The organism is Idiomarina solivarensis, from assembly GCF_033052755.1.
Taxonomy (GTDB): domain Bacteria; phylum Pseudomonadota; class Gammaproteobacteria; order Enterobacterales; family Alteromonadaceae; genus Idiomarina.
Map to the genome: position 1 here is coordinate 15132 of NZ_JAVFHZ010000007.1, position 16069 is coordinate 31200.

Annotated in this window: 13 protein-coding genes and 5 tRNA genes; 12 read left to right on the forward strand and 6 right to left on the reverse strand. The window is 46.8% G+C overall.

Going from position 1 to position 16069, the window contains the following annotated elements; genetic code table 11:
* Positions 1-50: 50 nt before the first annotated feature.
* From RBK99_RS11595 to RBK99_RS11615, 5 genes are read left to right on the forward strand one after another with little or no spacing between them, the layout of a single operon-like run.
* Positions 51-1094: an alkaline phosphatase D family protein gene (locus tag RBK99_RS11595; protein ID WP_317504767.1), complete on the forward strand. Its 1044-nt coding sequence runs from the start codon at positions 51-53 to the stop codon at positions 1092-1094.
* Between the two features lie 22 nt (positions 1095-1116).
* Positions 1117-1695 carry a transcriptional regulator BetI gene (betI, locus tag RBK99_RS11600; RefSeq protein ID WP_317504768.1) on the forward strand — a complete coding sequence of 193 codons (579 nt, stop codon included), beginning with the start codon at positions 1117-1119 and terminating at the stop codon, positions 1693-1695.
* A gap of 29 nt (positions 1696-1724) precedes the next feature.
* On the forward strand, positions 1725-3188 hold the full coding sequence (gene betB / locus RBK99_RS11605; protein WP_317504769.1) for a betaine-aldehyde dehydrogenase: 1464 nt from the start codon (positions 1725-1727) through the stop codon (positions 3186-3188).
* On the forward strand, positions 3188-4882 hold the full coding sequence (gene betA, locus RBK99_RS11610; RefSeq protein ID WP_317504770.1) for a choline dehydrogenase: 1695 nt from the start codon (positions 3188-3190) through the stop codon (positions 4880-4882). The genes betB and betA overlap by 1 nt, the downstream gene beginning before the upstream one ends.
* Positions 4831-6075 (forward strand): BCCT family transporter, encoded by a 1245-nt coding sequence (locus RBK99_RS11615; RefSeq protein WP_317504771.1) that lies wholly within the window; start codon positions 4831-4833, stop codon positions 6073-6075. Before betA ends, RBK99_RS11615 begins: the two co-directional genes overlap by 52 nt.
* Before the next feature lie 33 nt (positions 6076-6108).
* On the opposite strand, the gene RBK99_RS11620 is transcribed toward RBK99_RS11615, so the two are convergent.
* Positions 6109-7389 (reverse strand): acetyl-CoA hydrolase/transferase family protein, encoded by a 1281-nt coding sequence (locus tag RBK99_RS11620; protein ID WP_317504772.1) that lies wholly within the window; start codon positions 7387-7389, stop codon positions 6109-6111.
* 211 nt (positions 7390-7600) lie between these two features.
* Between RBK99_RS11620 and RBK99_RS11625 the strand changes: the two genes are divergently transcribed.
* The gene (locus tag RBK99_RS11625) at positions 7601-9439 is read left to right on the forward strand and encodes a methyl-accepting chemotaxis protein (RefSeq protein WP_317504773.1); all 1839 of its coding nucleotides are present in this window, start codon (positions 7601-7603) and stop codon (positions 9437-9439) included.
* On the opposite strand, the gene fghA is transcribed toward RBK99_RS11625, so the two are convergent.
* Both fghA and RBK99_RS11635 read right to left on the reverse strand, forming a co-directional pair.
* Complete coding sequence (gene fghA, locus RBK99_RS11630) at positions 9440-10276, reverse strand: S-formylglutathione hydrolase (RefSeq protein WP_317504774.1); 837 nt, start codon at positions 10274-10276, stop codon at positions 9440-9442.
* Between the two features lie 11 nt (positions 10277-10287).
* Positions 10288-11406 carry an S-(hydroxymethyl)glutathione dehydrogenase/class III alcohol dehydrogenase gene (locus RBK99_RS11635; RefSeq protein ID WP_317504775.1) on the reverse strand — a complete coding sequence of 373 codons (1119 nt, stop codon included), beginning with the start codon at positions 11404-11406 and terminating at the stop codon, positions 10288-10290.
* A gap of 132 nt (positions 11407-11538) precedes the next feature.
* On the opposite strand from RBK99_RS11635, the gene RBK99_RS11640 reads away from it, so the two are divergent.
* Complete coding sequence (locus RBK99_RS11640) at positions 11539-12420, forward strand: LysR family transcriptional regulator (RefSeq protein WP_317504776.1); 882 nt, start codon at positions 11539-11541, stop codon at positions 12418-12420.
* A 29-nt stretch (positions 12421-12449) separates the two neighbouring features.
* On the opposite strand, the gene RBK99_RS11645 is transcribed toward RBK99_RS11640, so the two are convergent.
* Positions 12450-12525: transfer RNA gene (locus RBK99_RS11645), tRNA-Val, on the reverse strand.
* 36 nt (positions 12526-12561) lie between these two features.
* Positions 12562-12637, reverse strand: a tRNA-Val gene (locus tag RBK99_RS11650).
* Positions 12638-12829: 192 nt separating this feature from the next.
* Here RBK99_RS11650 and gltX point away from each other — a divergent pair.
* The 5 genes from gltX (at position 12830) to RBK99_RS11675 (ending at position 15411) form a co-directional block, all read left to right on the forward strand.
* Positions 12830-14236 (forward strand): glutamate--tRNA ligase, encoded by a 1407-nt coding sequence (gltX, locus tag RBK99_RS11655; RefSeq protein WP_317504777.1) that lies wholly within the window; start codon positions 12830-12832, stop codon positions 14234-14236.
* A gap of 78 nt (positions 14237-14314) precedes the next feature.
* Positions 14315-14971: a carbonate dehydratase gene (gene can, locus RBK99_RS11660; RefSeq protein WP_317504778.1), complete on the forward strand. Its 657-nt coding sequence runs from the start codon at positions 14315-14317 to the stop codon at positions 14969-14971.
* Positions 14972-15106: 135 nt separating this feature from the next.
* Positions 15107-15182: transfer RNA gene (locus tag RBK99_RS11665), tRNA-Ala, on the forward strand.
* A 43-nt stretch (positions 15183-15225) separates the two neighbouring features.
* Positions 15226-15301 (forward strand) — tRNA-Glu (locus RBK99_RS11670).
* A gap of 34 nt (positions 15302-15335) precedes the next feature.
* A tRNA-Glu gene (locus RBK99_RS11675) sits at positions 15336-15411 on the forward strand.
* Between the two features lie 6 nt (positions 15412-15417).
* On the opposite strand, the gene RBK99_RS11680 is transcribed toward RBK99_RS11675, so the two are convergent.
* Positions 15418-16068, reverse strand: coding sequence for an arylesterase (locus RBK99_RS11680; RefSeq protein WP_317504779.1), 651 nt, complete (start codon positions 16066-16068; stop codon positions 15418-15420).
* Position 16069: the final 1 nt, after the last annotated feature.

The following is a 16069-nucleotide window of genomic DNA, read 5'->3' on the forward strand; positions in this document are numbered from 1 at the left end:
AAGCTGCGCGTGGTTACTTTTTTGGATGCAAAATAAGGTAGTAAACACTGATGTTTAGACTATTAGCAATATCGACACTGCTGCTGAGTAGTTCAGTTTTTGCGGATGCACCCAGCCGGATTTTATTCGGTTCTTGCTCGCATCAGGGCAAAGACATTCCTATTTTCAACAGCATTATTAAAGATGACCCTGACGTGTTTGTGTTCCTTGGGGACAATGTCTATGGCGATACCGAAGACATGTCGGTATTACAGAATAAATACGAAAAGCTGGGGGCTAAACCGGGCTTTAAAAAATTAAAGAAACAGGCTGAATTAATCGCTATCTGGGATGACCATGACTATGGTGCGAACGATGCCGGTAAAAACTACCCGAAAAAGGAAGCGTCGCGCGATATTATGTTGGATTTTTGGGGTGAGCCCGAGGATTCTGTTCGACGCACCCGCGATAGTGGTATCTATACGTCGTATACCTACGGCGAAGGTGAAGAGAGTATCCACGTTATTCTGCCTGACTTACGTTGGAACCGCGATGATATCGCTCACGTAACCCGTGAGCAATATGTGAACGAACGTAAGCCTGAAAATATGGGTCCCTACACACCTGTTAACGACCCAAACGCCAGTATGATTGGCGAGAAGCAATGGCAGTGGCTTGAGCAAGAATTGCAAAAACCAGCCCGTATAAAAATTATTGGCTCCAGCTTACAGCTACTGGCAGATTTTACTGGCTGGGAGTCCTGGGCTAATTTTCCGGCCGATCGTCAGCGTTTATTTAATTTGATTAAAAAACATAAAGTTAATGGTGTTATCTTGATAAGCGGAGACACTCATTGGGGTGAAATTAGTTACTATGACAAAGAGTTAGATTACCCTCTGTGGGAAGTAACGTCCTCGGGTCTGACGCAGGAATGGAAAAACGTCAGCCCAAACAAACACCGTATTGGTCAACCAATTAGTGAAGTCAATTACGGCGCATTGAATGTCGATTGGGACAAAAAGGATCCAGTTGTCACTCTGGGACTTTATGACGAGTCTGGCGACGTTGTTAATGAACATAGTTTTAGACTGTCAACGCTGGAACCGTACGAGTAAAAATAAACCTTGAGAGAAAGCTATGCCAAAAATAGGAATGGAATCAATGCGGCGTCAGCAGTTAATCGATGCCACAATCGATGTTGTAGCCGACGTAGGCTTAAGAGGAGCAACAATTAATTTAATTGCTCGTCGGGCGGGAATGTCCTCAGGCATTATCAGCCATTATTTTGGCGGTAAACAGGCATTAATTGAGGCCTCTGTTCGGTATTTGCTTTCTCAGCTCAAAATGGAGCAGTCGCCGGATAATCCGTATGACCGGCTGATGAAAATTGTTGATTTAAACTTTTCGGATGTTCAGCAATCCGACTCAAGTACAAAAACCTGGTTGAGTTTTTGGGGACAGTCTATGCATGATCCCGATCTTTACCGTTTGCAGGAGCTTAATAAGCGTAGGTTAGTCAGTAACTTACGCTACAGTTTTAAGCAACTGTTAGCCCCCGAAAATGCTCGTGAAGCCGCGGAGGTTACCGCTGCATTAATAGATGGTTTTTGGTTGCGCTGTGCACTGAGCCGGGCAAATGCGGAAAAATTTAGTCAGGCGAAAAGGTACTGCAAAAAATACATTAATGGTGTTTTGGAACAGAACGGAGTTCGTTAAACCATTGCCAACTTATAAGGGAGTTATCGTTGTCCTCTACATTACTTAAAAACTTTATTCATGGTCGCTACGTTGATGACGGCGGCAATGAGCACTTTGATGTGATTAACCCGGCAACGGGGAAAGCCATTTACGCCGTTGAGTCAGCCAGCGAATCACTGTTGGAAAAGGCCATTGAGAGTGCTCAAAAAGGCTTTGAGGTCTGGTCGCAGACTCCGGCTATTGAGCGAGCTCGTATAATGCAGCGGGCCGCTGCTATTTTAAGAGAGCGCAACGATGAGTTGGCGAAGCTCGAAGTGCTGGATACGGGTAAACCATGGCAAGAAGCGATTGAAGTTGACGTGCAGACAGGATCTGATGCGATAGAGTACTTTGGTAATTTGTGTCCGTCGATGATGGGCGAACAACAGAGTGTCGGCAACGACTTCTTTTATACACGGCACGAACCTCTGGGGATCTGCTTCGGTATTGGTGCCTGGAATTACCCATTGCAAATAGCTTGCTGGAAGGCTGCAGCTGCGCTTGCTGCCGGTAACAGTATGATTTTCAAACCGTCAGAAGAAACCCCTCGAGGCGCAGCAATGCTGGCGGAAATATTCGTCGAAGCCGGTGTACCCGAAGGTGTTTTTAACGTAGTGCATGGCGATGGAGTTGTGGGTAACTATTTAGTACAGCACCCAGCTATTGCCAAGGTCTCACTGACAGGTGAAGTGGGTACCGGTAAAAAAGTGATGGCAGCTGCAGCGGGTACGTTGAAGAATGTCACTATGGAATTAGGCGGTAAATCGCCGTTAATTGTATTTGATGATGCAGATATTGATGAAGCCGTAACAGGCGCCATGATGGGCAACTTCTATACCCAGGGTGAAGTGTGTACTAATGGCACCAGGGTGTTTGTGCATAAAGACATTTACGACACCTTTATGGAGCGTCTATTAGAGCGCACAAAAAATAATATTGTGGTGGGCGACCCGATGAACCTTGAAACTAATCTGGGCGCGCTCATTTCGGAAGACCACCTACACAAAGTCATGTCGTATATAGAATCAGGTAAAGAGCAGGGCGCAACACTGGCTTTTGGTGGTGAACGGCATGCTCCGACAGGCTGTGAAGAGGGCTACTTTATCGGTCCGACCATTTTTACCGATTGTACCGACGATATGCGCATCGCGCGGGAGGAAATTTTCGGCCCGGTGATGTCTGTTCTGACCTTTGAAAGCGAAGACGAAGTGATTCAGCGAGCGAATAATACCGATTATGGTCTCGCAGCTGGTATCTTCTGTCAGAATTTGCGCAGAGCCCACCGTGTTATAGCGCAACTGGAAGCGGGTATTTGCTGGATAAATGCGTATGCTAACTCTCCCGTAGAAATGCCGGTCGGTGGCTATAAGCAGTCGGGGATTGGTCGAGAAAACGGAGTGGAGGCGCTTAAGTCTTATACTCAGACCAAGTCAATTTATGTGGGAATGGACAAGCTTGAAGGTCCGTTCTAATGACAGTCAATGAGAAATTCGATTACATCATTGTGGGAGCCGGATCGGCTGGCTGTGTGCTGGCCAACCGGCTAACCGAAGATCCGGATGTCTCGGTGCTGTTGTTAGAAACTGGCGGCTCAGACAAAAGCATTTTTATTCAAATGCCGACCGCACTGTCCATTCCGATGAACACCAAAAAATACGCCTGGCAATTCCATTCTGAACCAGAGCCTTATTTGAACAACCGGGAGATGCATTGCCCGCGCGGGAAAGTACTGGGCGGGTCTTCATCGATTAACGGTATGGTGTATGTTCGTGGCCATGCACGCGACTTTGATGAGTGGCAGGAGCTCGGGGCTAAAGGCTGGGACTACCAACATTGTCTGCCATACTTTAAAAAAGCAGAAGATTGGGCCTTTGGCGCTGATGATTACCGTTCAAAAGGTGGTCCTTTAGCTGTTAATAATGGCAACAACATGCAAAACCCGCTATACACCGCTTTCATAAAGGCGGGTGTTGATGCCGGTTACATGCAAACCAGTGACTATAATGGTTTTCAGCAGGAAGGCTTTGGCGCCATGCACATGACAGTAAAAAACGGTGTGCGTTGGTCTGCCGCTAATGCCTATTTAAAGCCGGCTATGAAAAGACGTAACCTGACGATAAAAACCGGAATTCAGGTGAGTAAAGTCTTGCTGGAAGAAAAAAGGGCGATTGGTGTTGAGCTATACGAAAAGAGCAATACCGCACGTTTTTTTGTCAACAGAGAAGTCATTCTAAGCGCAGGGTCGATTGGCTCCCCGCATATTCTGCAGTTGTCCGGTATTGGTAATCCCGATACGCTATCGGCAGCGGGTATTGAAACGCAACATGAGTTACCTGGTGTAGGAGAGAACCTACAGGATCACCTGGAGTTCTACTTTCAGTATCAGTGTAAAAAGCCGCTGACTTTAAACAGTAAGCTTGGACCATTAAGTAAGCTGGCTATCGGTGTGCGATGGATTTTGTTTAAAACCGGTCTGGGGGCAACCAACCATTTTGAGTCCTGTGGTTTTATTCGCTCCAAAGAAGGTGTGGAATGGCCCGATTTACAGTATCACTTTCTACCGGCGGCTATTCGTTATGATGGTAAGTCAGCGTTTGATGGGCATGGCTTTCAATTGCACATTGGCCATAACAAACCGAAAAGTCGCGGTTGGGTTAAGGTAAAAAGCTCGGATCCTTTCACGCCGCCTAAAATTCAATTCAATTACTTACAGCATCAGGATGACGTAGAGGCATTCCGTGCCTGTGTTCGGCTGTCACGTGAAATTATTGCTCAGCCGGCAATGGATGAATACCGGGGCGCGGAAATTCAACCCGGCAAAGATATTGTCAACGATGAACAGATAGATGAGTTTGTCCGTGATGCGGTCGAAAGCGCGTATCACCCTTGTGGTACTTGTCGTATGGGTGCAGCAGACGATGACATGGCGGTGATTAATAGCGAGATGCGTGTACGTGGTTTACAAGGGCTCCGGGTGATTGATTCGTCAGTGTTTCCAACTATTCCTAACGGTAACTTGAACGCGCCTACTATTATGGTGGCAGAGCGAGCGGCGGATATTATTAAGCAGCAGAACATGCTGTCAGCTGATGTTCACGTCTATCAAGATGAGCAATGGCAAGAACGCCAGCGAACTGGTCAGGCGAAGCGGAGCACATCATGTTAACGCTGGTCAGCATTGGCATGCTGTTCTTTATGGCCATGGTAGTGTTTATTGTGGTGCGCTGGGGGCGGCTGAAACTTAACGGTCGCTATCCGGTATCGACTTTGACCTTCATTGCTATTCTGTTTACCTCGGGACTGGACGTAGGGCTCATCATGTTCCCTCTGACCGAGTTCCCGGTGTACGCGAATATTAAAGAAAACAGCGAGTATGCGTTTGCTAACCCGTTAGCTATAGAGTTTGGTTTCTGGGGCTTTTTAGTCTGGGCAATTTACTTTGTCACTTGCTTTTACTTTTGCGCTATTGAGCCCAAGGTGAAATTCTTTGAAATTACTTGGGTTAAGTGGGTTAACAACATAGTCATTATAGGCACCTGTGCCTTTACCGCGCATTTGCTGTTTGCCAATTTGAGCTGGTATTTGCCCAGCATTGCCGTTAGCGAAGGTTTCCCCTGGTATTATGCGCTTATTGTGGGTGCCACGATTTTATTTTCAGTGTATTCGAGCACGGATCTTAAATTCGTAAAAATTCTAAGCTTATCTTCTGGCGGTTTGTTTTTTGCGCTAATTATTGGGCTTGGTAGTATTGCGTTAATGTCTAGCAGCGTTTCTGCGCCAGATTACTTTAGCACCCTGCCATTACTGACTGACTATTTTGAACACCTGCACCGCTTTGTGCTGCCAATAAATGACTACCATGCGTTTTACTTATTTTGGTGGTTTGCCTGGAGCATCATGATTGGTCAGTTTACCGCACGTTTTGTTGGTAATATGCGTGCAATATGGCTGTTTTTAGCGATGCTGATTTGGCCATCACTGTCTATAGGTCTGTGGTTTAGTGTTTTATACTTATTCCACTTAAAAGGCCTGGACACCTCTGGGTTTATTAACTTAGCGATGGTATTCGTAGGTATTGTCTTTGTTATTAACTCACTGGACTCTTTAATTCGGCTTTATTCAGACAACCTAAATTTGACCGTAGCGCGTTTCGGCAGGCAAAAATACATGGCCTTACATGCCTTTTTAATGATGTCACTGACGGTGCTGTTTAGCGTTCAGTTTATAAAAATTCAGTGGGTTGGTGCGTTGGTAATTGGTATTGGTCTATGTTGTTTTGTTTACATCGCACTTGGTAAGCAACAGCAACCACTGCCTAAAACCCAGGCGCTGGTGCCGCTGCCCACGAAGAAAAAATAGGCTGATGCTTACGTCAGAAATGATAACGACGCGTCAGCCGATATTCAGCCCCCAGTCTTCATAGGCGGCTTTGGCCAGCGTCTCCTGAAATCTGGGGTCTGCAATCTGAATTAAGGACTGGGCGCGTTCTGTCATGCTTTTGGCGCGCAAGTTAGCAATGCCATGCTCCGTCACAATGTAGTGCACGTGAGCTCGAGTGGTAACAACCCCTGCGCCCGGTGCTAACAGCGAACTGATGCGAGATACCGTTCCGCCACAGGCGGTTGATGGTAAAGCAATGACCGAACGACCGCCTTCCGATAGGCTGGCTCCACGAACAAAATCCATTTGCCCGCCAACACCTGAATAAATTTTTGTGCCAATTGAGTCAGCACAAACCTGACCGCTTAAATCCACTTGCAGCGCGCTGTTTATAGACATCACTTGCTTATTTTGTCGAATAACTGAGGTGTCGTTGGTGTATTCAACATCCAGGAAAAAGACTTCAGGGTTGTCATCGACAAAGTCATATAGGGCCTGCGAGCCCATGGCAAAGGTTGTGACAATACGACCTCGGTGCTTGCGTTTGCGGCTGTTGTTAATGACTCCTCGCTCAACTAGCGGTAATACACCGTCCGAAAACATCTCGGTATGAATGCCTAAGTCCTTGTGGTGGTTAAGACAAGCTAGCGTTGCGTCGGGTATTGCGCCAATCCCCATTTGCAAACAGTCACCATCGTTAATCAAGCTGGCGACTTGCTCTCCAATCTTTTCTGTAACTGGGTTTTGCTTAGGCTGTTTGTGTAACGGAATAGGAGCCGCTTCTTCAAAATAACGATCGAAACGTTTGATTGAGACATGTGCGTCACCATGCGTCCTTGGCATGTTCGGGTTTATCCAGGCAATAACTTTCTTTGCAACCTGCAGTGCCGCCCGTGTTGCTTCGACTGAAATGCCTAAGCTGCAGTTACCATGCTTATCCGGTGGTGATACTTGAATGATCGCAGCATCTAAAGGTTGCTCGCCAGAGCGAAAAAGCTTTGGGATTTCAGACAGGAATATCGGAACGTAATCTGCGAGCCCTTCATTAACGGCTTGTCGGGTAGAGGCTCCGACAAAGAAAGCTCGCTGACGTAGATGACCTTTTAACGCAGGATCGGACAAAGGTTCACTGTATTCGGTATGTAATTGCAAAAGCGTTAAATCGTTTCGTTGCTTAGCAACTTCCTTTAAACCCTCTAACAACTTATAAGGAGTAGCGGCCATTGACTGGCACCAAATTACATCACCATCATTGATAATTGATAGAGCTTCTACCGCTGAATTAACTTTCATTACTGCGTCCTGTTTTGAGCTAGGTCACTATTCTAACCTGTTTTAAAATAGGGATATTTACCTCGTAAGTGATACCTACCAGGTTTTTACGGCGACGTGTGATAGCCTGCAATCACTGTAATAAAAGTTTCATATATTTAACAAAATAGATCATTGCAGAATGATCGTTCACTGTCTATTATTCCGCCAGTTCTAATAACAGGCTTCCTCTATGTCCATTCGTAATAAACTACTTTCCGTTGGCGCAATAACAACTGCAGCCTTTATTATTCTGCTCATGTTAATGATGTTTTTTCAGGCACAAGTCGGGGAACTGTACCGAGCCAGTGAATTGAGAGAGTCGATACATAACAGCTTATTGCAGTTGCGTCGTGATGAAAAAGATTTCTTATTACGAATGGATGAAAGCTATGCAGTAAAACTGAAAAAGCAAGCGGACGTAACGATTGAAAGGTTGAGCGAATTAAAATCGCTTGTTGATGATACAAACGCCACCCGTCTTATTAATGAGCTTGAACAGCAGGTTGCACGCTATGAAGCGAGCTTTGATCGTTTAGCCACGGCTTTTAAGCAGCGAGGGCTGGATGAAAACAGTGGGGCTTATGGAGATTTGCGTTCTGCAACGCACGCTTTAGAAGAGGCTATCGATACCGCGGGGCGTACGGAACTATTAGTCACTTTGCTGCAGTTACGGCGGAGTGAGAAAGACTTTATGCTGCGTTTTGATGATAAATACGTCAAGCGCGCGAATGGACTATTAGATGAATTAAAGGCTGCCTTGTCGACTCAGCCAGGCCTTATTTCAAAGGTAGAAGCTTATCGCAGAGACTTTGGGCGTTACGTCAGTTTATCGAAAGAGATAGGTCTGGATGAAGCGTCGGGTATAAAGGGACAGGTAAGAGAGGTTGCCGGTAATATGGAAATGTCATTGGCAAAGCTTGATGAGGAACTGAGGGACTCGCTTCAGTCACGCCAGAGCGCCATGAAATGGATCCCTGTCGTCGCCTTTGTCGCTATTGCACTGGTTGTTATTGCTATGCTGTTTTGGGTTATTCGCTCAATCAATCAGCCATTGAACCAGTTGAGAAGTGACATGCAAACGGTTCAACGTAGCAACGACTTAACTTTGGTCTCTAAGAAGTTCCGTAGCGATGAGCTGGGTGATTTGGTTGATAGCTTTAATGAGTTATTGAGTTATTTCCGTAACGTGATTAAACAAATTAATGAGTCGGTTGAAACGGTGAATGGTTTAACGCTGCAGGTGTCAAATACGGTAACTCATACCTCGAAAAACCTTGATATGCAGTCACATGAAGTCGATCAGGTAGCTGCTGCAATTAATGAAATGGGAAGTACCGCTCATACAATCGCGAATGATGCGGAGGATACGGCAGAGCAGGTAAACAGTTTATCTGAGCAGGCTAAACATGGTAGTGCGTCTGTGCAGGCTGGTGTAGAAAAAGTGCGTTATCTGGCAGAGCGCCTGAATAGCAGTGTAACCGAGGCCAATACCCTAGCTGAACGTAGCGCGTCGATAAAGCAAATTGTCACTGTTATTAACGGTATTGCGGAACAAACTAATTTACTGGCGCTTAATGCGGCAATTGAGGCCGCTCGGGCGGGTGAACAAGGGCGCGGTTTTGCGGTAGTTGCTGATGAGGTACGCACGCTGGCGTCACGCACGCAGCAATCGATTGGCGAAATCGAATCAATTACGAGCCAGTTGAATCAACAAACCCAGGTGATAGTGAATACCCTGAAAGAATGTAATGAGTTGGGTGAAGAGGGCGCACAACACTCTGCGGAATCGGATGAGTTGTTTACCCGGATACATAGCGAGTTAGTGAAAATTAATGATCGTTCGGCATCGATTGCAACGGCTGTGGAAGAGCAATCAGCGGTTGTCGATGAAACAGCAAGAAATATCACTCGAGTGCGTGACGCTGGCGTGGAAGCAGCGAATGACGCTCAGTCAAACGCTGACGCAGTGACTCAGGTTCGTCAACAAACCGAGCAACTGCGTCAGGCGGTTATCAAATTCAACGTCTAATTACGCTAACAAATGCTTCGCATGGAAGCGAAGCTGAGCTTCGATAAAGGAAGAAATAAAGTAGTAGCTGTGGTCGTAGCCATCATGCAGATGCACTGTACCGCCGCCGTTGACTTCAGCAATCGCTTCTTTGAGGTTATCCGGTTTGAGCTGTTCTTCTAAGAAGCCATCAGCTAATCCTTGATCTACACGTACAGGCAGTGTCTGGCCTTTCGATTTAATGATTTCAACAGCATCGTACTGCTTCCATTGTTCGCGATCCTCGCCTAAATAAGCGCTAAACGCTTTTTCTCCCCAAGGGCATTGGGTTGGGTTAGTCACTGGTGAAAAGGCCGAGATACTGGTATAGCGGTCGCTATTACGCAGGCCAATAACCAAGGCGCCGTGCCCACCCATTGAATGTCCGGCTATAGCGCGTTTATCGGTAACTGGTAATTCGGCTTCAACCAACTCCGGCAGTTCTTTCACGATGTAGTCGTACATTTGGTAGTGTGCTTTCCAGGGCTCTTGAGTCGCATTAACATAAAAGCTGGCACCCAAGCCTAAATCGTAAGCGCCGTCAGCGTCGTCGGCAACATTGTCACCGCGTGGGCTGGTATCAGGAATAATCAGTGCGATACCGAGCTCTGTTGCGACGCGCTGTGCGCCCGCCTTTGTTGAAAAGTTTTCGTCAGTGCAGGTCAGGCCGGATAAAAAGTAAACCGCCGGAACCTTTGCTTTTTCAGCTCGCAGAGGCAGGAAGACACTGAACTGCATAGCGCAGTTCAGAGCTTCAGAGTCATGTTCAAAGCGCAACTGACGTCCGCCAAAACAGCGGGTTTCGCTAACTTTTTTCATTACAGACTCCATTAATAATGAATCACTGAGCGGATCGATTTCCCTTCGTGCATTAAATCGAACGCTTCATTAATATCTTCTAATGGCATGGTATGGGTAATAAAGGTATCCAAGTCAAATTTACCGTTCATGTATTGTTTTACATAGTCGGGTAATTCGGTACGACCTTTAACGCCACCAAAGGCACTGCCACGCCATACACGGCCTGTGACCAGCTGGAAAGGGCGAGTGGATATTTCTTCACCGGCCCCGGCGACACCAATAATAACGGATTCGCCCCAGCCTTTATGGCAGCACTCCAAAGCGGCGCGCATAACATCAACGTTACCAATGCACTCGAACGAAAAGTCCACGCCACCATCGGTCATATCAACAACGACTTCCTGAATCGGTTTGTCGTAGTCTTTTGGGTTAACAAAGTCGGTTGCGCCAAGCTCTTTTGCGATCGTTTGCTTATCGTCATTTACGTCGATAGCGATGATGCGGGAAGCTTTCGCCTGTACTGCGCCAATAATAACCGCCAGACCAATACCGCCCAGGCCAAATACAGCCACTGTATCGCCTTCCTGAACCTTGGCTGTGTTCTTAACGGCACCCATGCCGGTAGTGACACCACAACCCAGCAAGCAGACTTTTTCAAGTGGTGCTTCTTTTGGAATTTTCGCCAGTGAAATTTCAGGTAAGACGGTGTATTCGGAGAACGTCGATGTACCCATGTAGTGATAAATGGTTTCACCGTCCTTTGAGAAGCGGCTGGTACCGTCAGGCATCAAACCTTTGCCCTGAGTGGCTCGAACGGCCTGGCACAAGTTGGTTTTACCTGAGGTGCAGAATTTACATTCACCACATTCGGCAGTGTATAAAGGAATAACATGATCACCCACTTCAACTGAGGTGACGCCTTCACCGATCGATTCAACGATACCGCCACCTTCGTGGCCCAATACAGAAGGGAAAATACCTTCCGGATCTTTACCGGACAGGGTGTAAGCATCGGTATGACAAACGCCAGTCGCTACAATGCGAACTCGCACTTCGCCTTTTTTCGGTGGTGCCACATCGATTGTTTCTTCTTTTAGCGGTTCGCCCGGACCCCAGGCAACCATTGCGCGTGACTTAATCGTTTCCATGATGATTCCTTGTACTGTTTAAGTTGTAATCTGATTACGTAAAAGCGTAGCGTAAGTTTAACTTTTTCTCATAAGCAGGTAATCTACTCTTTATACAAATAACTTTTTCATAAATGAAATAATGGGTGCCGTATGAAACCTTGGCAGGGAATTAGCGAATTTGCTGCAGTGGCTGAGCAGCACAGTTTTACTGCCGCGGCCCGGCAACTGGGACTCTCGGTGGCACAAGTGAGCCGTAATATTGCGGCGCTTGAGCATCGATTACAGATGCAGTTGTTGTATCGCTCAACGCGAAGTGTCAGCTTGACTGAAGAAGGAGAGTTGTATTTACCTCATTGCCAGCATTTGGTTGCCAGCCTCAGAGATGCTGATCAGGCTATTCAACAACGTTCCGAGCAACCACAAGGTTTAATTCGTATTACGGCCCCTGTCTACTATGGTGAGCGATTTATTGCGCCTCTGTTAAATGATTTCTTGAAGATTTACGACGATTGCCGGTTAGACTTTCAACTAACGAACGAGCAGGTCGATTTAATTGAAGGCAGCTATGATGTTGCCATACGTTTGGGCCAGCTCGGGAATCCGAGGTTAAGGGCTCGAAAGTTAGGCTCGCGCCGACATTTCGTGGTGGGTTCTCCCGCTTATTTTCAGCAGTTCGGTCGGCCGCAGGATATTAACGGCCTGGATGAGCATCGTTGTTTTACCGGCACCGTAAAGCAATGGCGTTTTCAGGTTGAAGGAAAGCTGGAAACGGTAAGGCCGGAGTCGTATTTGCATTGCAATAATGGTTTGGCGCTTCGGGATGCGGCAACTAAAGGACTTGGGCTTGCCATGTTGCCGGATTATTACGTGATTAATTCACTGGAAGAGGGTCATTTAGAAGAGGTATTAGCCGATGTTCGGCAGCCAGACGATGGCATTTGGGCGTTGTATCCGGAAAACCGTCAGGTTATCCCAAAAATTCGGGTGTTACTGGATTACTTATCAGAAAATTTGTTATCTGGTAAAGGGTAATAGGTCATTCAAGGAAGTTTAAAAAAAAGTGGTGGTTGCTACTGGGCTCGAACCAGTGACCCTCGCCTTGTAAGGGCGATGCTCTCCCAACTGAGCTAAGCAACCATCCTGAAGGTCTGCAACTAAGGGGAAGAAGAGAAGTGGTGGTTGCTACTGGGCTTGAACCAGTGACCCTCGCCTTGTAAGGGCGATGCTCTCCCAACTGAGCTAAGCAACCATTCTCACTGTGACACTTCTGCGTCGTTGCGAGGTGGCATTATAGGGCGCAGATAGAAACTGTCAAATAAAAATTGCCAACTTGTGTTCGTTTGCTGACATTTTAATCATTTCGAATAGCAGATGCGTCAGGCGCTCAGTCTTGATAAACTTGCGTCTATAAAATTGACTGGTTTTAAAGAAAGGAACAAAGATGAGTGTGGTAACGCGTTTTGCCCCCAGCCCGACTGGGTATTTGCATGTTGGTGGTGCCCGTACGGCATTGTATTCATGGTTAGTCGCAAGAGCACAGGGTGGTGAGTTTGTATTACGTATAGAAGATACCGACCGTGAACGCTCAACTCAGCCTGCAATTGATGCCATATTAGAGGGCATGGAGTGGCTTGGGCTGAACTGGGATCGTGGACCTTACTACCAGACTCAGCGTTTTGAGCGTTACCAGGAGTTGATCGATAAGTTACTGGAAGAAGATAAAGCCTATAAGTGTTACTGCTCAACCGAGCGCTTAGAAAAAATGCGCGAAGAACAGATGGCGGCGGGTGAAAAACCGCGCTACGACGGGTATTGTCGTGATAACCCGAACGTGAGCGGCGATAAATACGTGATTCGTTTCCGTAACCCGCAAGAGGGCAGTGTGGCTTTTGATGACCATATCCGGGGTCATATTGAATTTGCTAACACTGAGCTGGACGATCTTATTATTGCCCGCACTGACGGCACACCCACCTATAATTTCTGCGTGGTTGTTGATGACTGGGACATGGACATTACGCATGTGGTGCGCGGTGAAGACCATATCAACAACACACCGCGTCAAGTTAATATCTTAAAGGCTTTGGGTGCGCCTGTTCCGCAATACGCACATGTATCGATGATTTTGGGTGACGACGGGAAGAAGCTGTCGAAACGTCATGGTGCGGTCAGCGTGATGCAATACCGCGATGACGGTTATGTGCCGGAAGCGGTCGTGAACTACTTAGCTCGTTTGGGCTGGTCACACGGTGATCAGGAAATATTCAGTCGCGATGAGCTGGTTGAATATTTTAAGCTGGATGATGTTAACAAAGCGGCGTCAGCGTTTAATACTGAAAAGCTTAACTGGTTAAATCAGCATTACATGAAAACCTTGCCTGCGGGGAAAGTTGCACCGCAACTACAGTGGCAGTTCAATCAGATTGGCGTCGATACCCGCAACGGACCGGCATTGGAAAAAATCGTTTCTTTGCAGGCGGATAGGGTTAAAACCTTAAAAGAAATGGCAGCCATTAGTCGTTACTTCTTCGAGTCGGTTGATGAATTTGATGAAAAAGCGGCGAAAAAACATTTGCGACCTGTGGCTAAAGAGCCACTTTTAAAAGCAAAAGAACTGCTCGGAGCAATAACTGAGTGGAATGCTGCTACTATTCAGGCGGCAATTAATCAAACAGCGGCCGATTTGGATGTGGGTATGGGCAAAGTAGGTATGCCACTGCGTGTTGCAGCAACCGGTGGAGGTAACTCGCCGTCGTTAGATGTGACGCTGGAGTTAATACCTCAAAAGACCGTTTTGGCACGCATTGACCTTGCGTTAGAGTTTATCTCGCAGCGAGAAAATGGGTAATTCGGTGAGATGCCGACTAATAAAGAGAGTTCGTGACGTATAACGGCAGGAACTCTACTTGCACCTACGGAGTGAATAATGCCAGATATAAAGCACTTGATTGAAAATAACAAAGAATGGGCGGAGGAGCAGGTAAAGAAAGATCCTGACTTTTTCAAACGTTTAGTGGGGCAACAGTCGCCTGAATATTTGTGGATTGGTTGTTCTGATAGTCGTGTTCCGGCGAATGAAATTGTTGGCATGGCACCTGGGGAATTGTTTGTCCATAGGAATGTGGCCAATCAGGTGATTCAAACCGACTTTAATTGTTTGTCTGTTATCCAGTTTGCGATTGAAGCACTCAAAGTGCGTCATATCCTTGTGGTAGGCCACTATGGTTGTGGGGGCGTTAAAGCTGCTATTGAGACCAAGCCTCATGGATTAGTTGATCATTGGCTGTACCCCATTCGTGATGTGTATCGCGAGCACGCCGAAGAGCTCGAACAATTGAATGAAGCAGAGCAGGTTGACCGGTTATGCGAATTAAACGTGATTGAACAGGTTAAAAACCTGGCAAAAACGAACGTAGTACAGGAAACCTGGGATAAAGGACAGCAATTGACAATCCATGGCTGGGTTTATCGACTGGATAACGGCCTAGTGAATGATATGAATGTTTCGGTTTCCAGCCGGGAAGGTTTAGAGCAGGTTTATCATGTTTATCATCAAAAACTACCGAAAGGCATCGGCAGCTAAGATTTGATGAATTACTGAGCAAACTGCAATAAAAATGCTCAAACAACAGTATTTTTAGAAAAAATAGTTGACACATTAGCTCAGGTCACAATAGAATGCGCCCCGCTGTCAGGGCAGTCTGAGACTGTTAAGTGCGGGGCTATAGCTCAGCTGGGAGAGCGCTTGCATGGCATGCAAGAGGTCAGCGGTTCGATCCCGCTTAGCTCCACCAAGTTGTTTTGGTAAAGCACTACTGGTAGTAAATATTTGGTTGCGTCCCCTTCGTCTAGTGGTCCAGGACACCGCCCTTTCACGGCGGTAACAGGGGTTCAAATCCCCTAGGGGACGCCATTACTTTCACGCACATAATGAATTAAGTCTTTGGGTCCCCTTCGTCTAGTGGCTCAGGACACCGCCCTTTCACGGCGGTAACAGGGGTTCAAATCCCCTAGGGGACGCCACTTAAATCAACCGCCAGCAGGCGGTTTTTTTGTGTCTGCTTCTTTTGCCAACTCCAGCAAATAGGGCTCCAGGAAATCGGCTATTTTAGGCTGTGCTTCAGCGGTGGGGTGAATACCATCGTCCTGTACGTAATCTGCATTGATGGCTATTTTCTCCATAAAGAAAGGTATCAGCGTCACATTCTCTTCCTTTGCCACTTCTTCAAATACTTGACGGAACTGATCGGCAAAACGCTGGCCATAGTTTGGCGGCACCATCACCTGACTTAGGGCCACTTTAACGCCGCGCTGTTGCGCCTGGTCGATGATCTGTTTCAAATTTGAGCGAACTGTGTTTAAGTCAAATCCGCGAAGTCCGTCGTTACCGCCCAGCTCAATAAATAAAGCATCGGGCTTATGGCGCTCTAAAACGCTTTCTAAGCGACGCAAACCACCACGAGTAGTCTCGCCACTGATACTGGCGTTAATGATGTTAATATTGGGATGAGAGCTCTCCCAGCGACGGTCTAACTCGGATACCCAACTCTGCTCCTGAGCGAGCCCGTAACCGGCGCTTAAACTGTCACCTAAAACAACAAGTGAGACATTTGCGGAAACGCTGCGTATAACCAACAACAGTGATAAAAATAAACACGTTTTCAAAAGGAAGTTTTTCATT

Excerpts from the sequence above, each read along its gene's own strand:
- RBK99_RS11595 (WP_317504767.1), top strand. The coding sequence starts at position 51 with ATGTTTAGACTATTAGCAATATCGACACTGCTGCTGAGTAGTTCAGTT.
- betI (WP_317504768.1), top strand. The coding sequence starts at position 1,117 with ATGCCAAAAATAGGAATGGAATCAATGCGGCGTCAGCAGTTAATCGAT.
- betA (WP_317504770.1), top strand. The coding sequence starts at position 3,188 with ATGACAGTCAATGAGAAATTCGATTACATCATTGTGGGAGCCGGATCG.
- RBK99_RS11615 (WP_317504771.1), top strand. The coding sequence starts at position 4,831 with ATGGCAAGAACGCCAGCGAACTGGTCAGGCGAAGCGGAGCACATCATG.
- RBK99_RS11620 (WP_317504772.1), bottom strand. The coding sequence starts at position 7,389 with ATGAAAGTTAATTCAGCGGTAGAAGCTCTATCAATTATCAATGATGGT.
- RBK99_RS11625 (WP_317504773.1), top strand. The coding sequence starts at position 7,601 with ATGTCCATTCGTAATAAACTACTTTCCGTTGGCGCAATAACAACTGCA.
- fghA (WP_317504774.1), bottom strand. The coding sequence starts at position 10,276 with ATGAAAAAAGTTAGCGAAACCCGCTGTTTTGGCGGACGTCAGTTGCGC.
- RBK99_RS11635 (WP_317504775.1), bottom strand. The coding sequence starts at position 11,406 with ATGGAAACGATTAAGTCACGCGCAATGGTTGCCTGGGGTCCGGGCGAA.
- RBK99_RS11640 (WP_317504776.1), top strand. The coding sequence starts at position 11,539 with ATGAAACCTTGGCAGGGAATTAGCGAATTTGCTGCAGTGGCTGAGCAG.
- gltX (WP_317504777.1), top strand. The coding sequence starts at position 12,830 with ATGAGTGTGGTAACGCGTTTTGCCCCCAGCCCGACTGGGTATTTGCAT.
- can (WP_317504778.1), top strand. The coding sequence starts at position 14,315 with ATGCCAGATATAAAGCACTTGATTGAAAATAACAAAGAATGGGCGGAG.
- RBK99_RS11680 (WP_317504779.1), bottom strand. The coding sequence starts at position 16,068 with ATGAAAAACTTCCTTTTGAAAACGTGTTTATTTTTATCACTGTTGTTG.